The following is a 14,226-nucleotide window of genomic DNA, read 5'->3' on the forward strand; positions in this document are numbered from 1 at the left end:
AAGTGTATGCGGCTCTCTTCATTTCCCTTTTATGCCTCGTTGTCCTCACTGCGCGTAATTTTGTACAAAAGTGCGTTGCAAACGGCGGCAGCCACGTTGCTGCCCCCTTTACGGCCGCGGGCGACAATATACGGGACGGGATACTTCGTAATCAGTTCCTTTGCCTGAATGACATTGACGAAACCGACGGGGACGGCAATGATAAGCTCAGGCTTAATCTTATCCTCATCCATAAGTTCCGCCAGTCGGACGAGGGCTGTCGGCGCGTTGCCGACGGCAATAATGACAGGACCTTCGATTTCGGCGGCTTTTTCCATGCACGCCGCGGCCCGCGTCGTCCCTGCTGCCGCGGCCTTTACGGCAACGTCGGCGTCGGCCATAAAGCAGGCCTTCGTGCAGCCTGTTTTTTGCAGGGCTGAGCCGTTAATTCCCATAAAGGCCATATTTGTGTCCGTCACGAAAGTGCAACCGCCGCGAATAGCCTTCAGGGCCGATTCTACAGCATCGTCGCTGAAGGAGAGATTACGGGCGTAGTCAAAATCGGCGCTCGTGTGGATGACACGCATAATAATATCCGCCTTTTCCGCATCCAACGTAATTTCACCGAGCTCTTCCCGAATTATTTCCATACTCCGCTTTTCTATATCCGCCGGTAAAACGTGGTCCATTTCCATCGTTTATTTCTCCTCTTTACGCCACAGGGCACAGGCATTTACCAAGTTTTCCGCCACATGGGGGGCGCCGCAAAAATGAATGTGCGCATATCCTGCCCAAAGGTTTTTCTCTACATGCAGATCCCGCCAAATTCGCCTGCTTCCTTCCTTGGTCACCGTAAAAGCCGTGCCGTCTTCACTTGTTTCAGAATAATGAAACTCATGAGCATGCAATACGTCGCCTGCTTTACACAAAAAATTGTCTTTCCGAGCCGTCAAGGTTTCATACCCGAAGCGTTTCAGCGACCGAGTCATTTTCACGACACCCGGCACTGCTCCGACCATGGGCAATACAGTATTATTGTACTTAATGGCTGCCGCTAAATACATAAAACCGCCGCATTCGGCAAAGCAGGGCATGCCGGCTTCTATGGCTGCGGCAATGTTCTTTCTCATAGCCTCGTTGCCGCTTAATTCCCGGGCGTACAGCTCGGGATACCCGCCGCCTATATAAAGGCCGTCGCAATCCGGTAAAGCAGCATCCCGTACGGGGCTGAACGGAATGAGGTCGGCGCCGAGATGCTCCAGAAGCCTCAAGGCCGCATCGTAATAAAAGCAAAAGGCTTCATCTTTCGCTACGGCAATATGTACTCGCTTTGCTGCAGGCGCCGTCTGCATTTCGTACGTCAAGGGCGGCGCCGACTCGGCCAAAGACAGAAGACCGTCCACGTCGAGAGCTTTTTCGGCCGCCTGTCCCAATATGTCTACACGATTCGTCAAATCCTTTATTTCGTTGGCCGTCACCAATCCCAGGTGACGGCTCGCTATGACCGCTTCTTCCATATAAGGCAGACAGCCGTACGCTTTAAGGCCCGACTCTTTCTCCCACAGTGCCTTATAGTGTTCATAAACGGATTGACGCACATTATTGACAACGAATCCTTTTATGCCGCTGTCGGCGCGAAAACCGGCCATACCTTTCAGCACGGCCGCAATCGACGCGGCCGCACCCTTGCCGTTGACGACAAGGACTACGGGAGTCTGCGTCACCCGCGCTAAGTCGTAGGCGCTATAGTCGCACGAAAGTCCGAGGCCGTCATAAAATCCCATGGCCCCTTCGAGAACGGCTACAGTTTTCTCTTCTCCCGCCTCACAGAGAAGACGTTTGGCCACTGCCTCTCCCCTGCCGTGACCGCCGAAGAGAAAAAGGTCCAAGTTATCCGACCGGGTACCCGTCACGACGGAATGAAACATGGGATCAATGTAATCGGGACCGCTTTTAAAGGCACAGACGGCACATTTTCGCTTAACGAGCGCCCGCAGAAGAGCGCAGGTCACGGTCGTCTTGCCGCTGCCGCTGGCAGGCGCCGTCAAAAGCAGGCGCGGCACGGCCTTACGCGCCATGATCCGCCTCCCGAACCGCAGCACTCATGACATAGACCGGGTTCTGTCCTTCCATGAGCGTATACGCGCCGACCTTACGGTCTCTCGCCGCAAAGAGCTGTACCGTATTCAGCACGCAGGACGGCTTATCCTTATAATACTCCGTCACGGCGGCAACCGTCTCAAGCGTAATAGCCGTAATGACAATACGGCAGGACGGATTTTTGCCGTACAGCTTGTCTAAAATAAGGGCAATCTCTCCCTTCGTGCCGCCTATAAAAGCGCAGTCCGGCCGTTCTATGCCGTCCATTGTTTCCGTGGCATTGCCGGCTATCAGGTGCAGATTTTCCGCGCCGAAGCGTTCCTTATTTTGCTGCACCGAGCTGAGAGCTTCAGCTTTCAGTTCAAAAGCATATACTCTTCCCAGCGGCGCCTGAAAAGCAAGTTCCACGGAGCACGACCCCGTCCCGGCGCCTATATCATATATGATGTCCGTCACTTGCGGCTGCAGCTTTGAAATGGCAAGAGCACGCACTTCCTGCTTTGTCATGGGAACTCTGCCGCGGTGAAAGAGCTCGTCCTCCCAACCGTGAACGGGCCGCACAGGTAAAGATGCGTTATCATTAAAAATCATCATAACCGCCAAGGATGAAAAATCTTTTTCCCTGATATCGGCTGCCGCAGTACGCGTAATTTTCTCATTATCATAAGACAGGTTTTCGCCTACCGCCACCTGTACATTTTCCAAGCCTGCTGCACAAAGTTCGGCACACAAAGCGCGTACGGAATTATCTCCTCCGGTCAGGCAGAAAACTTTCTCATGTGTCATAACCGCCGCAGTGAGCGGAGTCTGCCTGCCGTGGCGGCTGATGACAAAGGCATCTTCCCACGCCGTCCCGATAAGGGCGGCAAAATAGACAAGGCTGCTTATACCGGGATGGCGTATAATCCGGCAATCCGGAAAATCCGCGATCCCCTTGGCCAGGCTGAAAAAACCGACATCTCCCGAGACGAGAACGGCCAGGCAGTCTTTCTCTCCGTCCGCAGCAGCGGCGATGTCACGAATTTCCGCTGCCTTGAAAGTAGACACAAGCCGCTTTCCCCGGCACAGCGCCTCATCCAGAAGGCGCACATCGCCGACGAGTATGGTCGCTTCCGCCAAGGCACGGCGCGCTTTTTCCGTCAATAATTCGGGATTTCCCGGTCCCATGCCGATTACATGTACTGTGAGCATTCTCATTTCTCCGCATAAGTCTCTAAAAATTTTACCATTTCATCATACGCAATACCCGTATCTTCCGGCCGCTCAATGACGATAAGCCTGGCACCGGCCTCACGGGCGGCAATGAGCTTTTCTTCAAAGCCGCCGACGGCGCCGGAATTTTTCGTCACTACAAAGGCTGCCCCGGCGCTCTTGAACATTTCCCTGTTCAAGGCTACGGAAAAAGGCCCTTGCATGCAAATGAGCTGCGCCGGCGAGAGGCCGAGGTTCAATGCTTTATCCAAAGAATCGCGAACCGGTAAAATTCGGACAATGAGCCGTTCTTTAAAATGACGCAGCTTTATAAAGACGGGCAAGTCCTTGCTGCCTGTCGTTAAAAAAATCTTCCCTTCCTGCCGTCCCAGCCAGTCTGCAGCTGCTTGAGGGGACGAAAAGCGCAAGCATTCCGCCTCATCTCCTTCCGGCCGGAGCAGGCGTTTATAAAGGACTTCTTTTTCAGCGCAAACGCGGCGCAACGTCTCCGTCACAACGGCAGCATAAGGGTGCGTCGCGTCGACGACAAGATCCGGCGCGCAGTCGTCCAAAAAGCGGCACATATCGGCCTCATCGAGGCGCTTGTCAAAGACGGTCACATGTTCTCCCGCCTCGACGAGAGAGGCGCCGTATTCCGTGGCAACCGTAACGAAAATCTCCCAATTCTTACGGGCCAACTCCTCTGCAAGACGCCGCCCTTCCGTCGTCCCTGCAGCTATCCAAATGCGCCGGTTCATAGGCGATAGCCGCGCGGCGTCACGAGTCGGCCTTTGAGGTTCCGCGTTTGACTGTTGCCGATAATGACGGTCGTAAACATATCGGCTTTTGCCTCTGCCAGTTCGGCCAAAGTTGTAAGGACGGCCGACTCGCCGTCCCGGCCGATATTGCGGACAAGGCCGCAGGGCGTGTCGCCCGTTCTGTACTCGCGAATATGGGCACAGGCCCTGGCCAAATAATCGGGCCGGCCTTTGCTGCCCGGATTATAGAGACAAATAACGAAATCCGCGTCGGCCGCCGCTTGCAGGCGCTTGACGATTTTTTCCCACGGCATCATTAAGTCGCTGAGCGAAATAAGGCAAAAATCGCTGCAAAGAGGCGCACCGAGGAGTGCCGCGCCGGAGCAGGCAGCCGTAATACCCGGGACGACTTCCAGTTCCACATCGCCGTAAGGCTCGGCCACTTCATACATAATGCCGGCCATGCCGTATACACCGGCGTCGCCGCTGGAGACAAGGACAACGACCTTTCCTTTTTGCGCTTCTTCCAGGGCCATGCGGCAGCGGTCAATTTCTTTTTTCATGCCCGTAACGATATATTCTTTTTTGGGAAAGCGATCTTTAATAAGGTCAATATATGTCGTATATCCGGCAATGATGTCGCATTCCTGCAAGGCCTCGACGGCACGGTACGTCATTTCCTCCGCTTTTCCCGGTCCGAGGCCGACTATATAAATTTTTCCGGACATGCTCTCCTCCAATCAATACTCCCACGCAATGGCGCCCGTCTCACAGGCAACGGCAACGGTTATGCCGTTTTTTGCGTATTTTTTCACTATAAGCTCGGCCGCATCGGCACCGGCCAGGGCAGCCCGTTCACAAACGTTATCGACGCCGACCGCAGCCGCTACAAAGTCTGACGACGCTTCGGTCCCTTCAACCGCCCCCAGCTCGGCGGCATCGTAAAAACGCAGGGGCACATCGAAACAGGCGGCCGTTTCGGCAATCCCCGCCTCGTCGGTTTTAATATCAATCGTATTTATATCTTTTACAGACTGCAGGGCCAAGTGATTATCCTGAAAGACGGCTCTGATAAGTTCACAAATGGCGGTTCCTTTCTTGCCGCGCCGGCAACCGACACCGACATGGAGCACCTTCGGATAAACGGCAACGGTGACCGCAAAGGGGCATACATCCGTATGCGCCGTGAGGGCAATGCCGACAGGGCCTTTATCGGCAACAAACAAACCGGACGGCATCGTTCCCGTCAACGGAAACTCGCTGAAAACGGCGGCACCTTCATGTTCCAAAGCAGCAGAGGCAAAGGCCTTTGCCTCTTTAAGAGACGATAAGGCGAACCCTTTGCGGGCAGCCCATTCATCTACGGCAAAAAGGCCGTTCACATCGGTCGCCGTCGTAAGGATCGGTATCGCCCCCAAAGGCGCGGCTAAAAGTCGCGCCAACCCGTTGGCTCCGCCTATGTGGCCGGAAAGAAGCGGTATAACGAAGCGGCCGCTTTCATCGCTAAGAAGAACCGGCGGATCCGACGCTTTATCCTTAATATGCGGCGCAACTGCACGGACGGCGATTCCCGCCGCGCCGATAAAAATGAGGGCATCCTTCTCTTGAAAACCCTTGCCGACAATTTCATATAGAGACGGCACAATTTCCGTAAAAGCATCATCACGGCCGGCCAGACGGGAAACGGTATATATTCGGCTCTCATATCCGTACAATCGCAAGGCCCGCCCGATGCACAAGGCCGTCTGCCCCGCCTTGGCCGTAAAAAAGAATATTCGCGCCTTCATTATATCACCTGCTCAATCCTTTTTCTCGACTGCGGCCCTGCGGCAGGCATGAGAAAAGGTCGGATCATAGAGCCGGCTCCGCTCGTAAGCACTCGCCAGGAAAGGGCCGACAAGGACGAGAGCCGTTTTGATAATGCCCGCATCCGATGCGGTTTGCGCCAATTCGCCTACAGTGCAGCGGAAGACCTTTTCATCGGGCCACGACGCCTTGTATACGATGGCAGCCGGCGTTGCAGCCTTGTAACCGCCGCGAATGAGTTCACTCGTCAACTTATCGAGAAGTCCCGCACTCAGGAAAATGATCATTGTCGCCCGATGGGCACTGTAATCCGCGATAGTCTGTCTGTCGGGAACGGACGTACGCCCTTCCATACGCGTAATAATGACGGACTGACTCACGCCGGGCAGTGTGTATTCGCAGCGAACGGCAGCTGCCGCTGCGGAGAAAGAGCTGACGCCGGGCACATTTTCATAAATAATTCCCAGTTTGTCGAGCTCGTCCATTTGCTCACGAATAGCACCGTATAAGCTCGGGTCGCCCGTATGAAGGCGGACAACTATTTCATCCCGTGCGGCCGCCTCCTTCATCGCCCCGATGACTTCTTCCAGTGTCATGGACGCACTGTTCATGACGCGGCACTTCTTGCGGGCGTAATGCAAAAGTTCCGGATTGACGAGAGAACCCGCGTAAATAATGAGATCCGCCCGTTCCAGGAGCGCTTTGCCGCGGACCGTAATCAAGTCGGCCGCACCCGGCCCGGCACCGACAAAATATACCATTACGGCTCATCCCCCTTTTTTACAAGGATAACGGAAAAGTACGAGTTCTCCAGCGCATCGACCAAACGGGGATACAACGCTTCTCCTTCAAGACCGCACCGTTCCGCCAGGGACGCCCTGTCTATGAGTTTCTTGCGCCGCAGTATGTCCTTAATTTCTTCCAATTTACCGGACGGTTTCATAATAACCGCATTGTCCGCCTCGTCAAGGAGCGTTTCCACCTTTTCATGCATTGCCGGCACGATGATAAGGGACTCATTTTTCTTGCATAAATCCGTCTTTAAGGCAGCGGCGGCAGCTGCAAAGGATGTAACACCGGGCACTGTTTCCGTATAGAACCCGTCCGCCGCAACACGACGCCGTACGTACGTGCTCGATGCGTATACCGTCGGACAGCCGAGCGTAAAGAGGGCCACATCTTTACCGTCCCGTAAACGGGCTTCCACTGCAGCCGCATTCTCGCCGTGAGCTCTCGCCAAAACGGCTTCGTCTCCGGTCATGGGAAAATGCAGGGTCACAACTTCCTTGTCTTTCATTTCAAGACTGTCTATCAGCCGTATAATATTTTCCAGTATGAATTTGGCAGTCATCTTGCCGGCATGTCCCTGAGGCAGGGCCCAAACGGGGCATGACTTCATGCAGCGCACCGCTTTCAGCGTAACCAGCTCCGGATCTCCCGGTCCCACACCGACAGAAAAAAATTTTCCCTTCATAGTCTTTTCCTTCCGTTCCCATGAAATACCAGCAAGTTCTCCGCGCCGGCCGTCATACCGAGAACGCCATACGTATTGGAAAAGATAATAGCCTCCGTTTTGAGAGCACCGTGCACACGGTCGTCCATATAATAGGCAATTTTTTTCAAAGCTTTGTCCATGACCGCCTCGAGCAGGTTCTCCCGCTTCAGTATGTCAACGGCAACATCCGTCGTCACGCTCTCGTATATGGCTCGCCCTATTTTCCTGTCGGCACCGGCAAACATGGCTTCCATAGCCAGAAACGTTGTTCTCCCGTCGGCATAACGGGAGTGCGTGTTCATAATTCCCTGAGCCAATTTAAGGAGTTTGCCCGCATGGCCGATGAGGAGGATGTCTTCAAAGCCGCAATAAGCGGCGTAGTCCAAGAGCTCGCCTACATAGTTGCTGCACGTAATTCGATTTTCCGCAGTAATGCCCCATTCTTTCCGGCTGAAGTCGACGCCGTAGTTGCCGAAAAAAGCGAGGACGTGACGGTCTCCGGCAGCGCGGCGGGAATCCATTTCCACGTGAATCGTATCGACGAGAGCCTGTTCGCTCATAGGGTCTACAATTCCCGTGGTGCCCAAGACGGATAACCCGCCTTCAATGCCCAACTTGGGATTGAAGGTCTTCTTGGCAAGCTCGGCACCGCCCGGAATGGAAACGGTCACCTTCATGCCGCCACGATAGTCGTACTTGTTCATGACGGCCTGTACTGCTTCCGTAATCATACGTCGCGGCGTCTTATTGATGGCCGGACCGCCGACAGGGGAAGAAAGGCCCGGTTTCGTCACCGTGCCGACTCCTTCACCGCCGCAAAGAATGATGCCCGTGTCCGCCGTAAGTTCGGCCGTCACAAAAATAAGGAGGCCGTCCGTTATGTCCGGGTCGTCACCTGCGTCCTTTCGGACAGCCGCGCGGGCGCCGTGCAAAAGAAATGTCGCTTCTTCCGGCTCAAGCTCCAGGACAATTCCCTTGGGCGTCTTGATGCGGACCAGGTTGACAGGTTTACGGGACAAGCTCATTTCCGCAGCCACACTTGCGGCGGCAGCGGCACACGTACCCGTCGTATACCCATAACGAAGCGTCTTTCCTTCTTTTACGGCATAGTGTTCCCATTTCATAACAGAGGCCTCTTCATATTTTTATTTTAAATTCCCATCCATTCTATCACGAATGATTATCGTTTTTCCAGAGCATTCCATGCTTCGTTAGCGCGTTCTACAAACATCTTACGAACCGCACCGTTTTCACCCAGACCGTGAATGTACGTATTCACGGTGAATCCTTCCGCTTCAAGAACACTCTTGTGCGAATCCGGTTCGGCACCGGCCATATCGTTGTTTGCGTGATCGCCTGCGACCATCATCATGGGCATAAGCGTCACCTTCTTGATACCTTTGGCTTTAAGCTGCGGCATTACCGTATCAAGGTGAGGCCAGCCTTCAACGGAATAAACAAAGACATTACCGAGATTTGCCGCATCCAACCGGTTCTGAACGACCGAATAGTAAGCATTTGCCGGATGGGGCGTACCGTGTGCCATAACGAGAATCGCTTCGTCTTGCGCAAGTTTCGGGAACTGCGTGGATAAAGCCTGTACGAATTCTTCCACGTCATCACGCTGCTCTTCCTGACCCATCCAGTACATAATCGGCGTGCCGACAGTCATTTTTTTGAAGTCTTTCTTGTACAGATCATAAATAGCCGTATCATAAGCATATTCCATGCCCGGAATGACGTCGAGAGACGTAATGGCCACACGTGTATAGCCGTCTTTCTTCAAATCGGCCAAGGCTTTTTCCGGTGTCGGAATCATAAGGCCTTCGTTTTGCCCGATACGGTCTACGATAATGTGGGACGTAAACGCGAGAACAACTTTCGTATCGGGATGAGCCGCCTGAATTTCGGAAACGGTCTTGTTAATCGTCTTTTCCCGGCTGTCCTTAAAAGTCGTGCCGAAGCTGAGCACCAAAATGGCATCTTTATCGGGCGCATTCTTCATCGCTTCATTTTCGTATACGCGCACACCGATTTCAGCGGCTTGCTTCAGTGCGGGCGTAGCGTCCTTAACTTCCGGATTGAGCGAATACCCTGCCTGTGCGGGCACGCCCGTAATCACACCGAAGGATGCAACTGCAAGCGTTACGAGGCACATTCTTTTCAACATTGTCTTTTTCATAACGACACTCCTTTTATAAAATAATGTATTATTTATTTACCGGCAGAAAAGCTTTTTCCCCCGAAAGAGACATAAACTCTCCGACAGTAATACAAAACACGGAATGAATCAGTTCCGGCACGATAACCTCCCTTGCATTGCCGGCAGCCGCAATACGGCCATACTTCATGGCAACGGTCTTATCCGTATACTTGATGGCCTGGTTGATATCGTGCAGGACAACAATGACGGTTGTCCCCGTTTCTTTTTGCAGCTGCCTGAGCAGTTCCATAATTTCCAGCTGATGGCGAATATCAAGATAGGTTCCCGGCTCGTCGAGGAGTAATATTTCCGGTTCCTGCGCCAAGGCCATGGCGAGCCAGACACGCTGCTGCTCGCCGCCCGAAAGGGTATGGACCGGCCGTTCGGAAAAACCGGCCGTCCGCGTGATTTCCATGGCCTTTTGTACAGCCAGACGGTCTGTCCTGCGGGCCGCACGAAAGGGACGTATATGGGCAAAGCGGCCGAGCTCGACAAGCTCCTTTGCCGTCACCTTTCCCGGCAGTTCATGCTGCTGCGGTAAAATAGCAATATGCCGCGCCAGCTCTCTGCGGCCGTACGAATGTAAATCCCGGCCGCCTACGCTAATCGTACCGTCGTATGTACCGATGAGACGACACATGCAGCGAAGGAGTGTGCTTTTCCCGCAGCCGTTCGGACCGATGACGGAGATTATTTTCCCTGCTTCAATATTCAGACTTATGTTATGCAGAATTTCCTTATTGCCTGCAGTACAGGACAGGTTCTTTATTTCCATGGCGACGGGACTCATTACACTTCCCTCCTCAATAGAAATAAAAAGAACGGTGCACCCCAAAAAGCCATGATAATGCCGACGGGAAGCTCCATAGGCGCGAAGAGAAGCCTAGCCAATGTATCGCTGCCCGTGACGACGGCAGCACCCAAGAGAGCCGACGCCGGCATAATATATCGATAGTCCGTGCCGATTAAAAGGCGTGCCATATGCGGTATAATAAGGCCGACAAAGCCGAGCAGTCCCGCCACGCTGACGGCACTGGCCGCAAGCAGTGCCGCAAGAGCTGTAAAAATAATGCGCGTCCCTTCCACATTGAGGCCGATGCCCTTAGCCGCTTCATCGCCCAATTGGAGGATATTTAAATAGTACGCGCCTAAACAGCTGAGAAGCAGCCCCGCAATTGTGTACGGCAAGATGAGCTGCACGTCCGTCCAGCTCTTGGCGGCAAGGCCGCCGACCATCCAGAGAAGGGCACCATGGACGCGGTCACTGAAAAAGATGAGAAGTCCCGAAATACAGGCACCCAACAAGGCCGAAACGGCAACGCCCGCCAGAATGAGGCGCACAGGCCTGATGCCGTTTTTCCAGGCTAGGAGGTAGACAATACCTGCCGCCGCCATAGCGCCGCAGAAGGCACTCGGCACGATAAGGGCCGTATAGGCCGGCAGGACTAAAATAACGGCAATGCCGGCCAGGCCGGCTCCCGAAGAGACGCCGATAATATGAGGATCCGCCAAGGGGTTGTGCATGACCGCCTGCAGGATGGCTCCGGCAAGAGCCAGGTTGATGCCTACGAAAACGCCGGTAACCGTCCGGGGCAGGCGAATATTCCAAATAATCTGATCCGTCGTCGTCGACTGCGGCATTACGAGAGACTCTGCAACCCGTTCGAGCACAATATCGGCCGCGCCAAAAGAGACGGAGAGGACGAAGAGGCAGAGAGCCGCACCCGTAAAGAGAAGAAGCATCCCCCACTTACGCCGCCGTATAGAAGAAATTATCATAAACCGCTCTCCGGATAAACGAGTTTGGCCATATATGATACGCTTTGGGGATAATGAAGCCCCGGATTTAAGAGGAAGAGATTTTCCGGCAATGTATACACTCTGCCAGCCCTGACAGCGGAAAGAACGGACCAGGCCGGACTGTTCTCAAAGGTTTCTTTCATTATTTTCTCTATTTTTTCTTTTCGCCCCATGGTCGTAATGAAAATGACATCCGGATCCGCCTCGGCAAGACGTTCCATGCTGTATGGTACTTGCGCAGCGTCCGTCTTTACTTCACCTGCGGCGGCAACATTCGTAAATCCGAGCAGTTCGGCACAGGAGCCGGCAATAGAGTTGGGCATTTCTACGGAAACCTGACTGGGCGTGGCATGAATAATGACTATTTTTTTCCCTTCTTGCGGCACCCTCGCCTTTATAGCGGAAATTTCCGCATCCATCAGATCCATATGGGCCTTGGCCATATCGGCCTTGCCGTAGACTTTGCCGAAAATTTCCATATTGCGCTTAACATCGGCATATGTTTTGGACGAAAGGACGATGACGGGAATGTCGTTTTGCTCGAATAACGCCACCAGCTCGCCGTGCTGCGACTTACTGGCAATGACGAGGTCCGGATTAAGGTCCAAGGCGGCTTCCATGCTGACGTTGTAAACAGGCCCTACTTCGGGTACTGCTTTATACCGTTCGGGTACGACGGCATCGGCGGATTTAACAGCAACGCGGCCGACCAAATTACCGTCAACGGCATCGGCAAAATTCATGAGCGAAGAAGATAGGACAACGACGCGCTGCGGTTTTTCCGCAAGCGTCACGGTCCGCCCCAAATCATCCGTAATGACGGCGTAAGCGCTGCCGTCCTTGTTGCCGTCAACCTGCTGCGGCCCGCAGCCGGAAAGAAATACGGTTGTTATGAGAATACATAAAATAATAATTTTCTTCAGCATACCCTGCTCCTTAGAACGCATATTTGACGCCGAACGACCAATTGCGGCCCGCATCAGGATATCCGTGATAAAGATCGTAACCGTCGTCACCGATGTTTTGAACGGTCATATAAAAGGTCGTATCGGCATTGGCCGCATAGCTGGCATTGGCATCCCAGCGGATGTACGAACGGTTCATATAATATGAATCATTTCGCCCCGTTCCGGCCGTAATCATTAAATTGGCACGCCACTTTCCTGTATGATAACGCAAGGCTGCGTGATAACCGTTCGGACTGCTGTTGGACGGATCGAGGCGCATACCGCGGCGCTCGTCGATTTTTGTCTTAGTGTATGAATACCCCGCTTCGTAATCCCAAGCGGCATTCACCCTCTTTTGCAGGGAAATATCAATGCCCCTCTTGTCTTCACGGTTGAGGTTGCGCACCTGATAGGGCGTAACGCTTCTGTCCCAGCGAATGGCATCATTCAAATAGCTGTGAAAGGCGCTGAAACGCAGCACGGATTTTTTATCAAAGGCCCAATCAAAGCCGAGAGTTTGAGAATAGCCCGTTTCGGGCCGTAAATTCGGATCTCCGTGAGAACGGGCGCCGTTGTAATACATGTCATTCAGACGCGGTGCCGTATAGACGCGGCTCCACGAAGCATAAGCGTTAAAAGTACCGCTTGCCCTGTATTCTACGGCAAGACGCGGCGTCTTATGGAAGCCGAAATTGCTGTTATCGTCGAGACGCAGGCCCGGCGTAATCGTCCATTTATTAAAAACTGTCATATCTTCCACATAAACGGCCCGATTGGTCTTCTTACGGTCTTTATAATTGGCACCGTCATTGGAACCTGCATCCTTCGTCCATTCCAAGCCGGCAGTAACGAAATGGTGCGCATTCATCCAAGACGTCTCCGCCTGCACACCCTGTGTGCGCGTGTGAAAACGGTTGGTCCACCGGGTGCGTGTATAATCATTAAAATAACGAATAAATCCGGGCGTACCCGTGTTTTCCCCGAAGTGATAGGTCAGGCTGTAATTATTTACCAACCGTTCAAGGGGCTTAATCGCTTTGATTTTAAATTCGTTATGATTGACGCTGTACCCCGAGTCGAAGGTCACGGCATGACCGCGATACGTTTTATGAAAGAGGTTGAAGGTAAGAGAATCGCTCTTGCTGAGGCGCTGATCAATACGGGCGGAAATATTTTTCGCAGAAAAGTCGCCGCGAGCTTCATTACCTTTAAAGGCGTTCGGAAATTTATAGTATTCCCGCTTTTCCAAACTGCCGGCCACCATCCAGCTCGTATTGCCGGCAGAGCCTTCTTGCGTAAGGCCGTAGCGATGTCTCTTCCACGAACCCGTGCTGAGATCAAAGACGGTGCGATTTTTTTTGCCCTTTTTCGTAACGATGTTGATCGTGCCGCCTACGGCACCGGCTCCGTAGCGAACGGAACTGCCGCCCTTGACGACCTCAATTTCGGCAATCGAATCAACTCCCGGCAAGGTTCCCAAATCCACCGTGCCCCGCCCGTACGACGAGCCCTGGACATTGCCTATGTTTTGTCCGTCCACGAGAATGTTGACACGGTCGTCGCCGTTCAATTTTACGAAAGATGTAGCACCGGGAATCATACTATTAATGACGACGCCGTTTATTTGCCGCAATACGTCTTCCACGGATTTGTAATTGTCGGCGCTGATTTCCTTCTCCGTAAGGACGGTCGTCTGCGCATCCGGCAGATTTCGCTGTTTGCCGTCATAGGCATTGACTATAACCGGCCGTGTAGCCACGCGAATAATATCGTTGTTACCCGCCTGCACGGCCCGGGGACAGGTGCTGACGCCGACCAGGATCGTGTATATGCCTGCCCGTACTAATCGATTGAGTTTCAATCCGTGCTTCCCCCTAAGATTTTACACGCAAAAAAGGCCGCAAGGTATCACCTCACGGCCATAAGCCATCGTCATCGCCTTCGCAA

The 14,226-nt window shown here is 53.3% G+C and carries 14 protein-coding genes; all 14 read right to left on the reverse strand.

The genetic code is table 11. From position 1 onward, the window contains the following. Window positions 1–29: 29 nt before the first annotated feature. Genes BQ2674_RS04040 through BQ2674_RS04105 form a run of 14 tightly spaced genes read right to left on the reverse strand, consistent with a single transcriptional unit; the run spans window position 30 to window position 14,140 of the window. Entirely contained in the window at window positions 30–674 is a 645-nt protein-coding gene (locus BQ2674_RS04040) for a precorrin-8X methylmutase (RefSeq protein ID WP_075572562.1), read from the reverse strand. A gap of 3 nt (window positions 675–677) precedes the next feature. Next, window positions 678–2,057, reverse strand: a complete 1,380-nt coding sequence (locus BQ2674_RS04045) for a cobyrinate a,c-diamide synthase (protein ID WP_143696396.1) — start codon at window positions 2,055–2,057, stop codon at window positions 678–680. Further along, on the reverse strand, window positions 2,047–3,270 hold the full coding sequence (locus BQ2674_RS04050; protein WP_075572563.1) for a bifunctional cobalt-precorrin-7 (C(5))-methyltransferase/cobalt-precorrin-6B (C(15))-methyltransferase: 1,224 nt from the start codon (window positions 3,268–3,270) through the stop codon (window positions 2,047–2,049). Before BQ2674_RS04050 ends, BQ2674_RS04045 begins: the two co-directional genes overlap by 11 nt. A 2-nt stretch (window positions 3,271–3,272) precedes the next feature. After that, a complete protein-coding gene (gene cobK / locus BQ2674_RS04055) occupies window positions 3,273–4,028 on the reverse strand; it encodes a precorrin-6A reductase (RefSeq protein WP_075572564.1) in 756 nt (251 codons plus the stop codon). Continuing rightward, a complete protein-coding gene (gene cobJ, locus BQ2674_RS04060; RefSeq protein ID WP_075572565.1) occupies window positions 4,025–4,756 on the reverse strand; it encodes a precorrin-3B C(17)-methyltransferase in 732 nt (243 codons plus the stop codon). Before cobJ ends, cobK begins: the two co-directional genes overlap by 4 nt. A gap of 12 nt (window positions 4,757–4,768) precedes the next feature. After that, window positions 4,769–5,815, reverse strand: a complete 1,047-nt coding sequence (locus BQ2674_RS04065) for a cobalt-precorrin 5A hydrolase (RefSeq protein WP_075572566.1) — start codon at window positions 5,813–5,815, stop codon at window positions 4,769–4,771. A 12-nt stretch (window positions 5,816–5,827) separates the two neighbouring features. Beyond that, window positions 5,828–6,595: a precorrin-4 C(11)-methyltransferase gene (gene cobM / locus BQ2674_RS04070; protein ID WP_075572567.1), complete on the reverse strand. Its 768-nt coding sequence runs from the start codon at window positions 6,593–6,595 to the stop codon at window positions 5,828–5,830. Next, window positions 6,595–7,308 (reverse strand): precorrin-2 C(20)-methyltransferase, encoded by a 714-nt coding sequence (gene cobI, locus BQ2674_RS04075; protein WP_075572568.1) that lies wholly within the window; start codon window positions 7,306–7,308, stop codon window positions 6,595–6,597. Before cobI ends, cobM begins: the two co-directional genes overlap by 1 nt. Then, window positions 7,305–8,453, reverse strand: coding sequence for a cobalt-precorrin-5B (C(1))-methyltransferase CbiD (gene cbiD, locus BQ2674_RS04080; protein ID WP_075572569.1), 1,149 nt, complete (start codon window positions 8,451–8,453; stop codon window positions 7,305–7,307). Before cbiD ends, cobI begins: the two co-directional genes overlap by 4 nt. A gap of 56 nt (window positions 8,454–8,509) precedes the next feature. Next, the gene (locus tag BQ2674_RS04085; RefSeq protein WP_075572570.1) at window positions 8,510–9,511 is read right to left on the reverse strand and encodes a sirohydrochlorin cobaltochelatase; all 1,002 of its coding nucleotides are present in this window, start codon (window positions 9,509–9,511) and stop codon (window positions 8,510–8,512) included. A 28-nt stretch (window positions 9,512–9,539) separates the two neighbouring features. Further along, on the reverse strand, window positions 9,540–10,322 hold the full coding sequence (locus tag BQ2674_RS04090) for an ABC transporter ATP-binding protein (RefSeq protein WP_075572571.1): 783 nt from the start codon (window positions 10,320–10,322) through the stop codon (window positions 9,540–9,542). Further along, complete coding sequence (locus tag BQ2674_RS04095) at window positions 10,322–11,311, reverse strand: FecCD family ABC transporter permease (RefSeq protein WP_075572572.1); 990 nt, start codon at window positions 11,309–11,311, stop codon at window positions 10,322–10,324. The genes BQ2674_RS04090 and BQ2674_RS04095 overlap by 1 nt, the downstream gene beginning before the upstream one ends. Continuing rightward, a complete protein-coding gene (locus BQ2674_RS04100; RefSeq protein ID WP_235828812.1) occupies window positions 11,308–12,258 on the reverse strand; it encodes an ABC transporter substrate-binding protein in 951 nt (316 codons plus the stop codon). Before BQ2674_RS04100 ends, BQ2674_RS04095 begins: the two co-directional genes overlap by 4 nt. 10 nt (window positions 12,259–12,268) lie before the next feature. Then, window positions 12,269–14,140, reverse strand: coding sequence for a TonB-dependent receptor plug domain-containing protein (locus BQ2674_RS04105; protein WP_235828813.1), 1,872 nt, complete (start codon window positions 14,138–14,140; stop codon window positions 12,269–12,271). Window positions 14,141–14,226: the final 86 nt, after the last annotated feature.

This window comes from Megasphaera coli (genome assembly GCF_900095855.1).
Lineage (GTDB): Bacteria > Bacillota > Negativicutes > Veillonellales > Megasphaeraceae > Megasphaera > Megasphaera massiliensis_A.

What these genes read in the sequence shown, in the direction of transcription:
- BQ2674_RS04040 (WP_075572562.1), bottom strand. Translation starts at nt 674, where the DNA reads ATGGAAATGGACCACGTTTTACCGGCGGATATAGAAAAGCGGAGTATG.
- BQ2674_RS04045 (WP_143696396.1), bottom strand. Translation starts at nt 2,057, where the DNA reads ATGGCGCGTAAGGCCGTGCCGCGCCTGCTTTTGACGGCGCCTGCCAGC.
- BQ2674_RS04050 (WP_075572563.1), bottom strand. Translation starts at nt 3,270, where the DNA reads ATGCTCACAGTACATGTAATCGGCATGGGACCGGGAAATCCCGAATTA.
- cobK (WP_075572564.1), bottom strand. Translation starts at nt 4,028, where the DNA reads ATGAACCGGCGCATTTGGATAGCTGCAGGGACGACGGAAGGGCGGCGT.
- cobJ (WP_075572565.1), bottom strand. Translation starts at nt 4,756, where the DNA reads ATGTCCGGAAAAATTTATATAGTCGGCCTCGGACCGGGAAAAGCGGAG.
- BQ2674_RS04065 (WP_075572566.1), bottom strand. Translation starts at nt 5,815, where the DNA reads ATGAAGGCGCGAATATTCTTTTTTACGGCCAAGGCGGGGCAGACGGCC.
- cobM (WP_075572567.1), bottom strand. Translation starts at nt 6,595, where the DNA reads ATGGTATATTTTGTCGGTGCCGGGCCGGGTGCGGCCGACTTGATTACG.
- cobI (WP_075572568.1), bottom strand. Translation starts at nt 7,308, where the DNA reads ATGAAGGGAAAATTTTTTTCTGTCGGTGTGGGACCGGGAGATCCGGAG.
- cbiD (WP_075572569.1), bottom strand. Translation starts at nt 8,453, where the DNA reads ATGAAATGGGAACACTATGCCGTAAAAGAAGGAAAGACGCTTCGTTAT.
- BQ2674_RS04085 (WP_075572570.1), bottom strand. Translation starts at nt 9,511, where the DNA reads ATGAAAAAGACAATGTTGAAAAGAATGTGCCTCGTAACGCTTGCAGTT.
- BQ2674_RS04090 (WP_075572571.1), bottom strand. Translation starts at nt 10,322, where the DNA reads ATGAGTCCCGTCGCCATGGAAATAAAGAACCTGTCCTGTACTGCAGGC.
- BQ2674_RS04095 (WP_075572572.1), bottom strand. Translation starts at nt 11,311, where the DNA reads ATGATAATTTCTTCTATACGGCGGCGTAAGTGGGGGATGCTTCTTCTC.
- BQ2674_RS04100 (WP_235828812.1), bottom strand. Translation starts at nt 12,258, where the DNA reads ATGCTGAAGAAAATTATTATTTTATGTATTCTCATAACAACCGTATTT.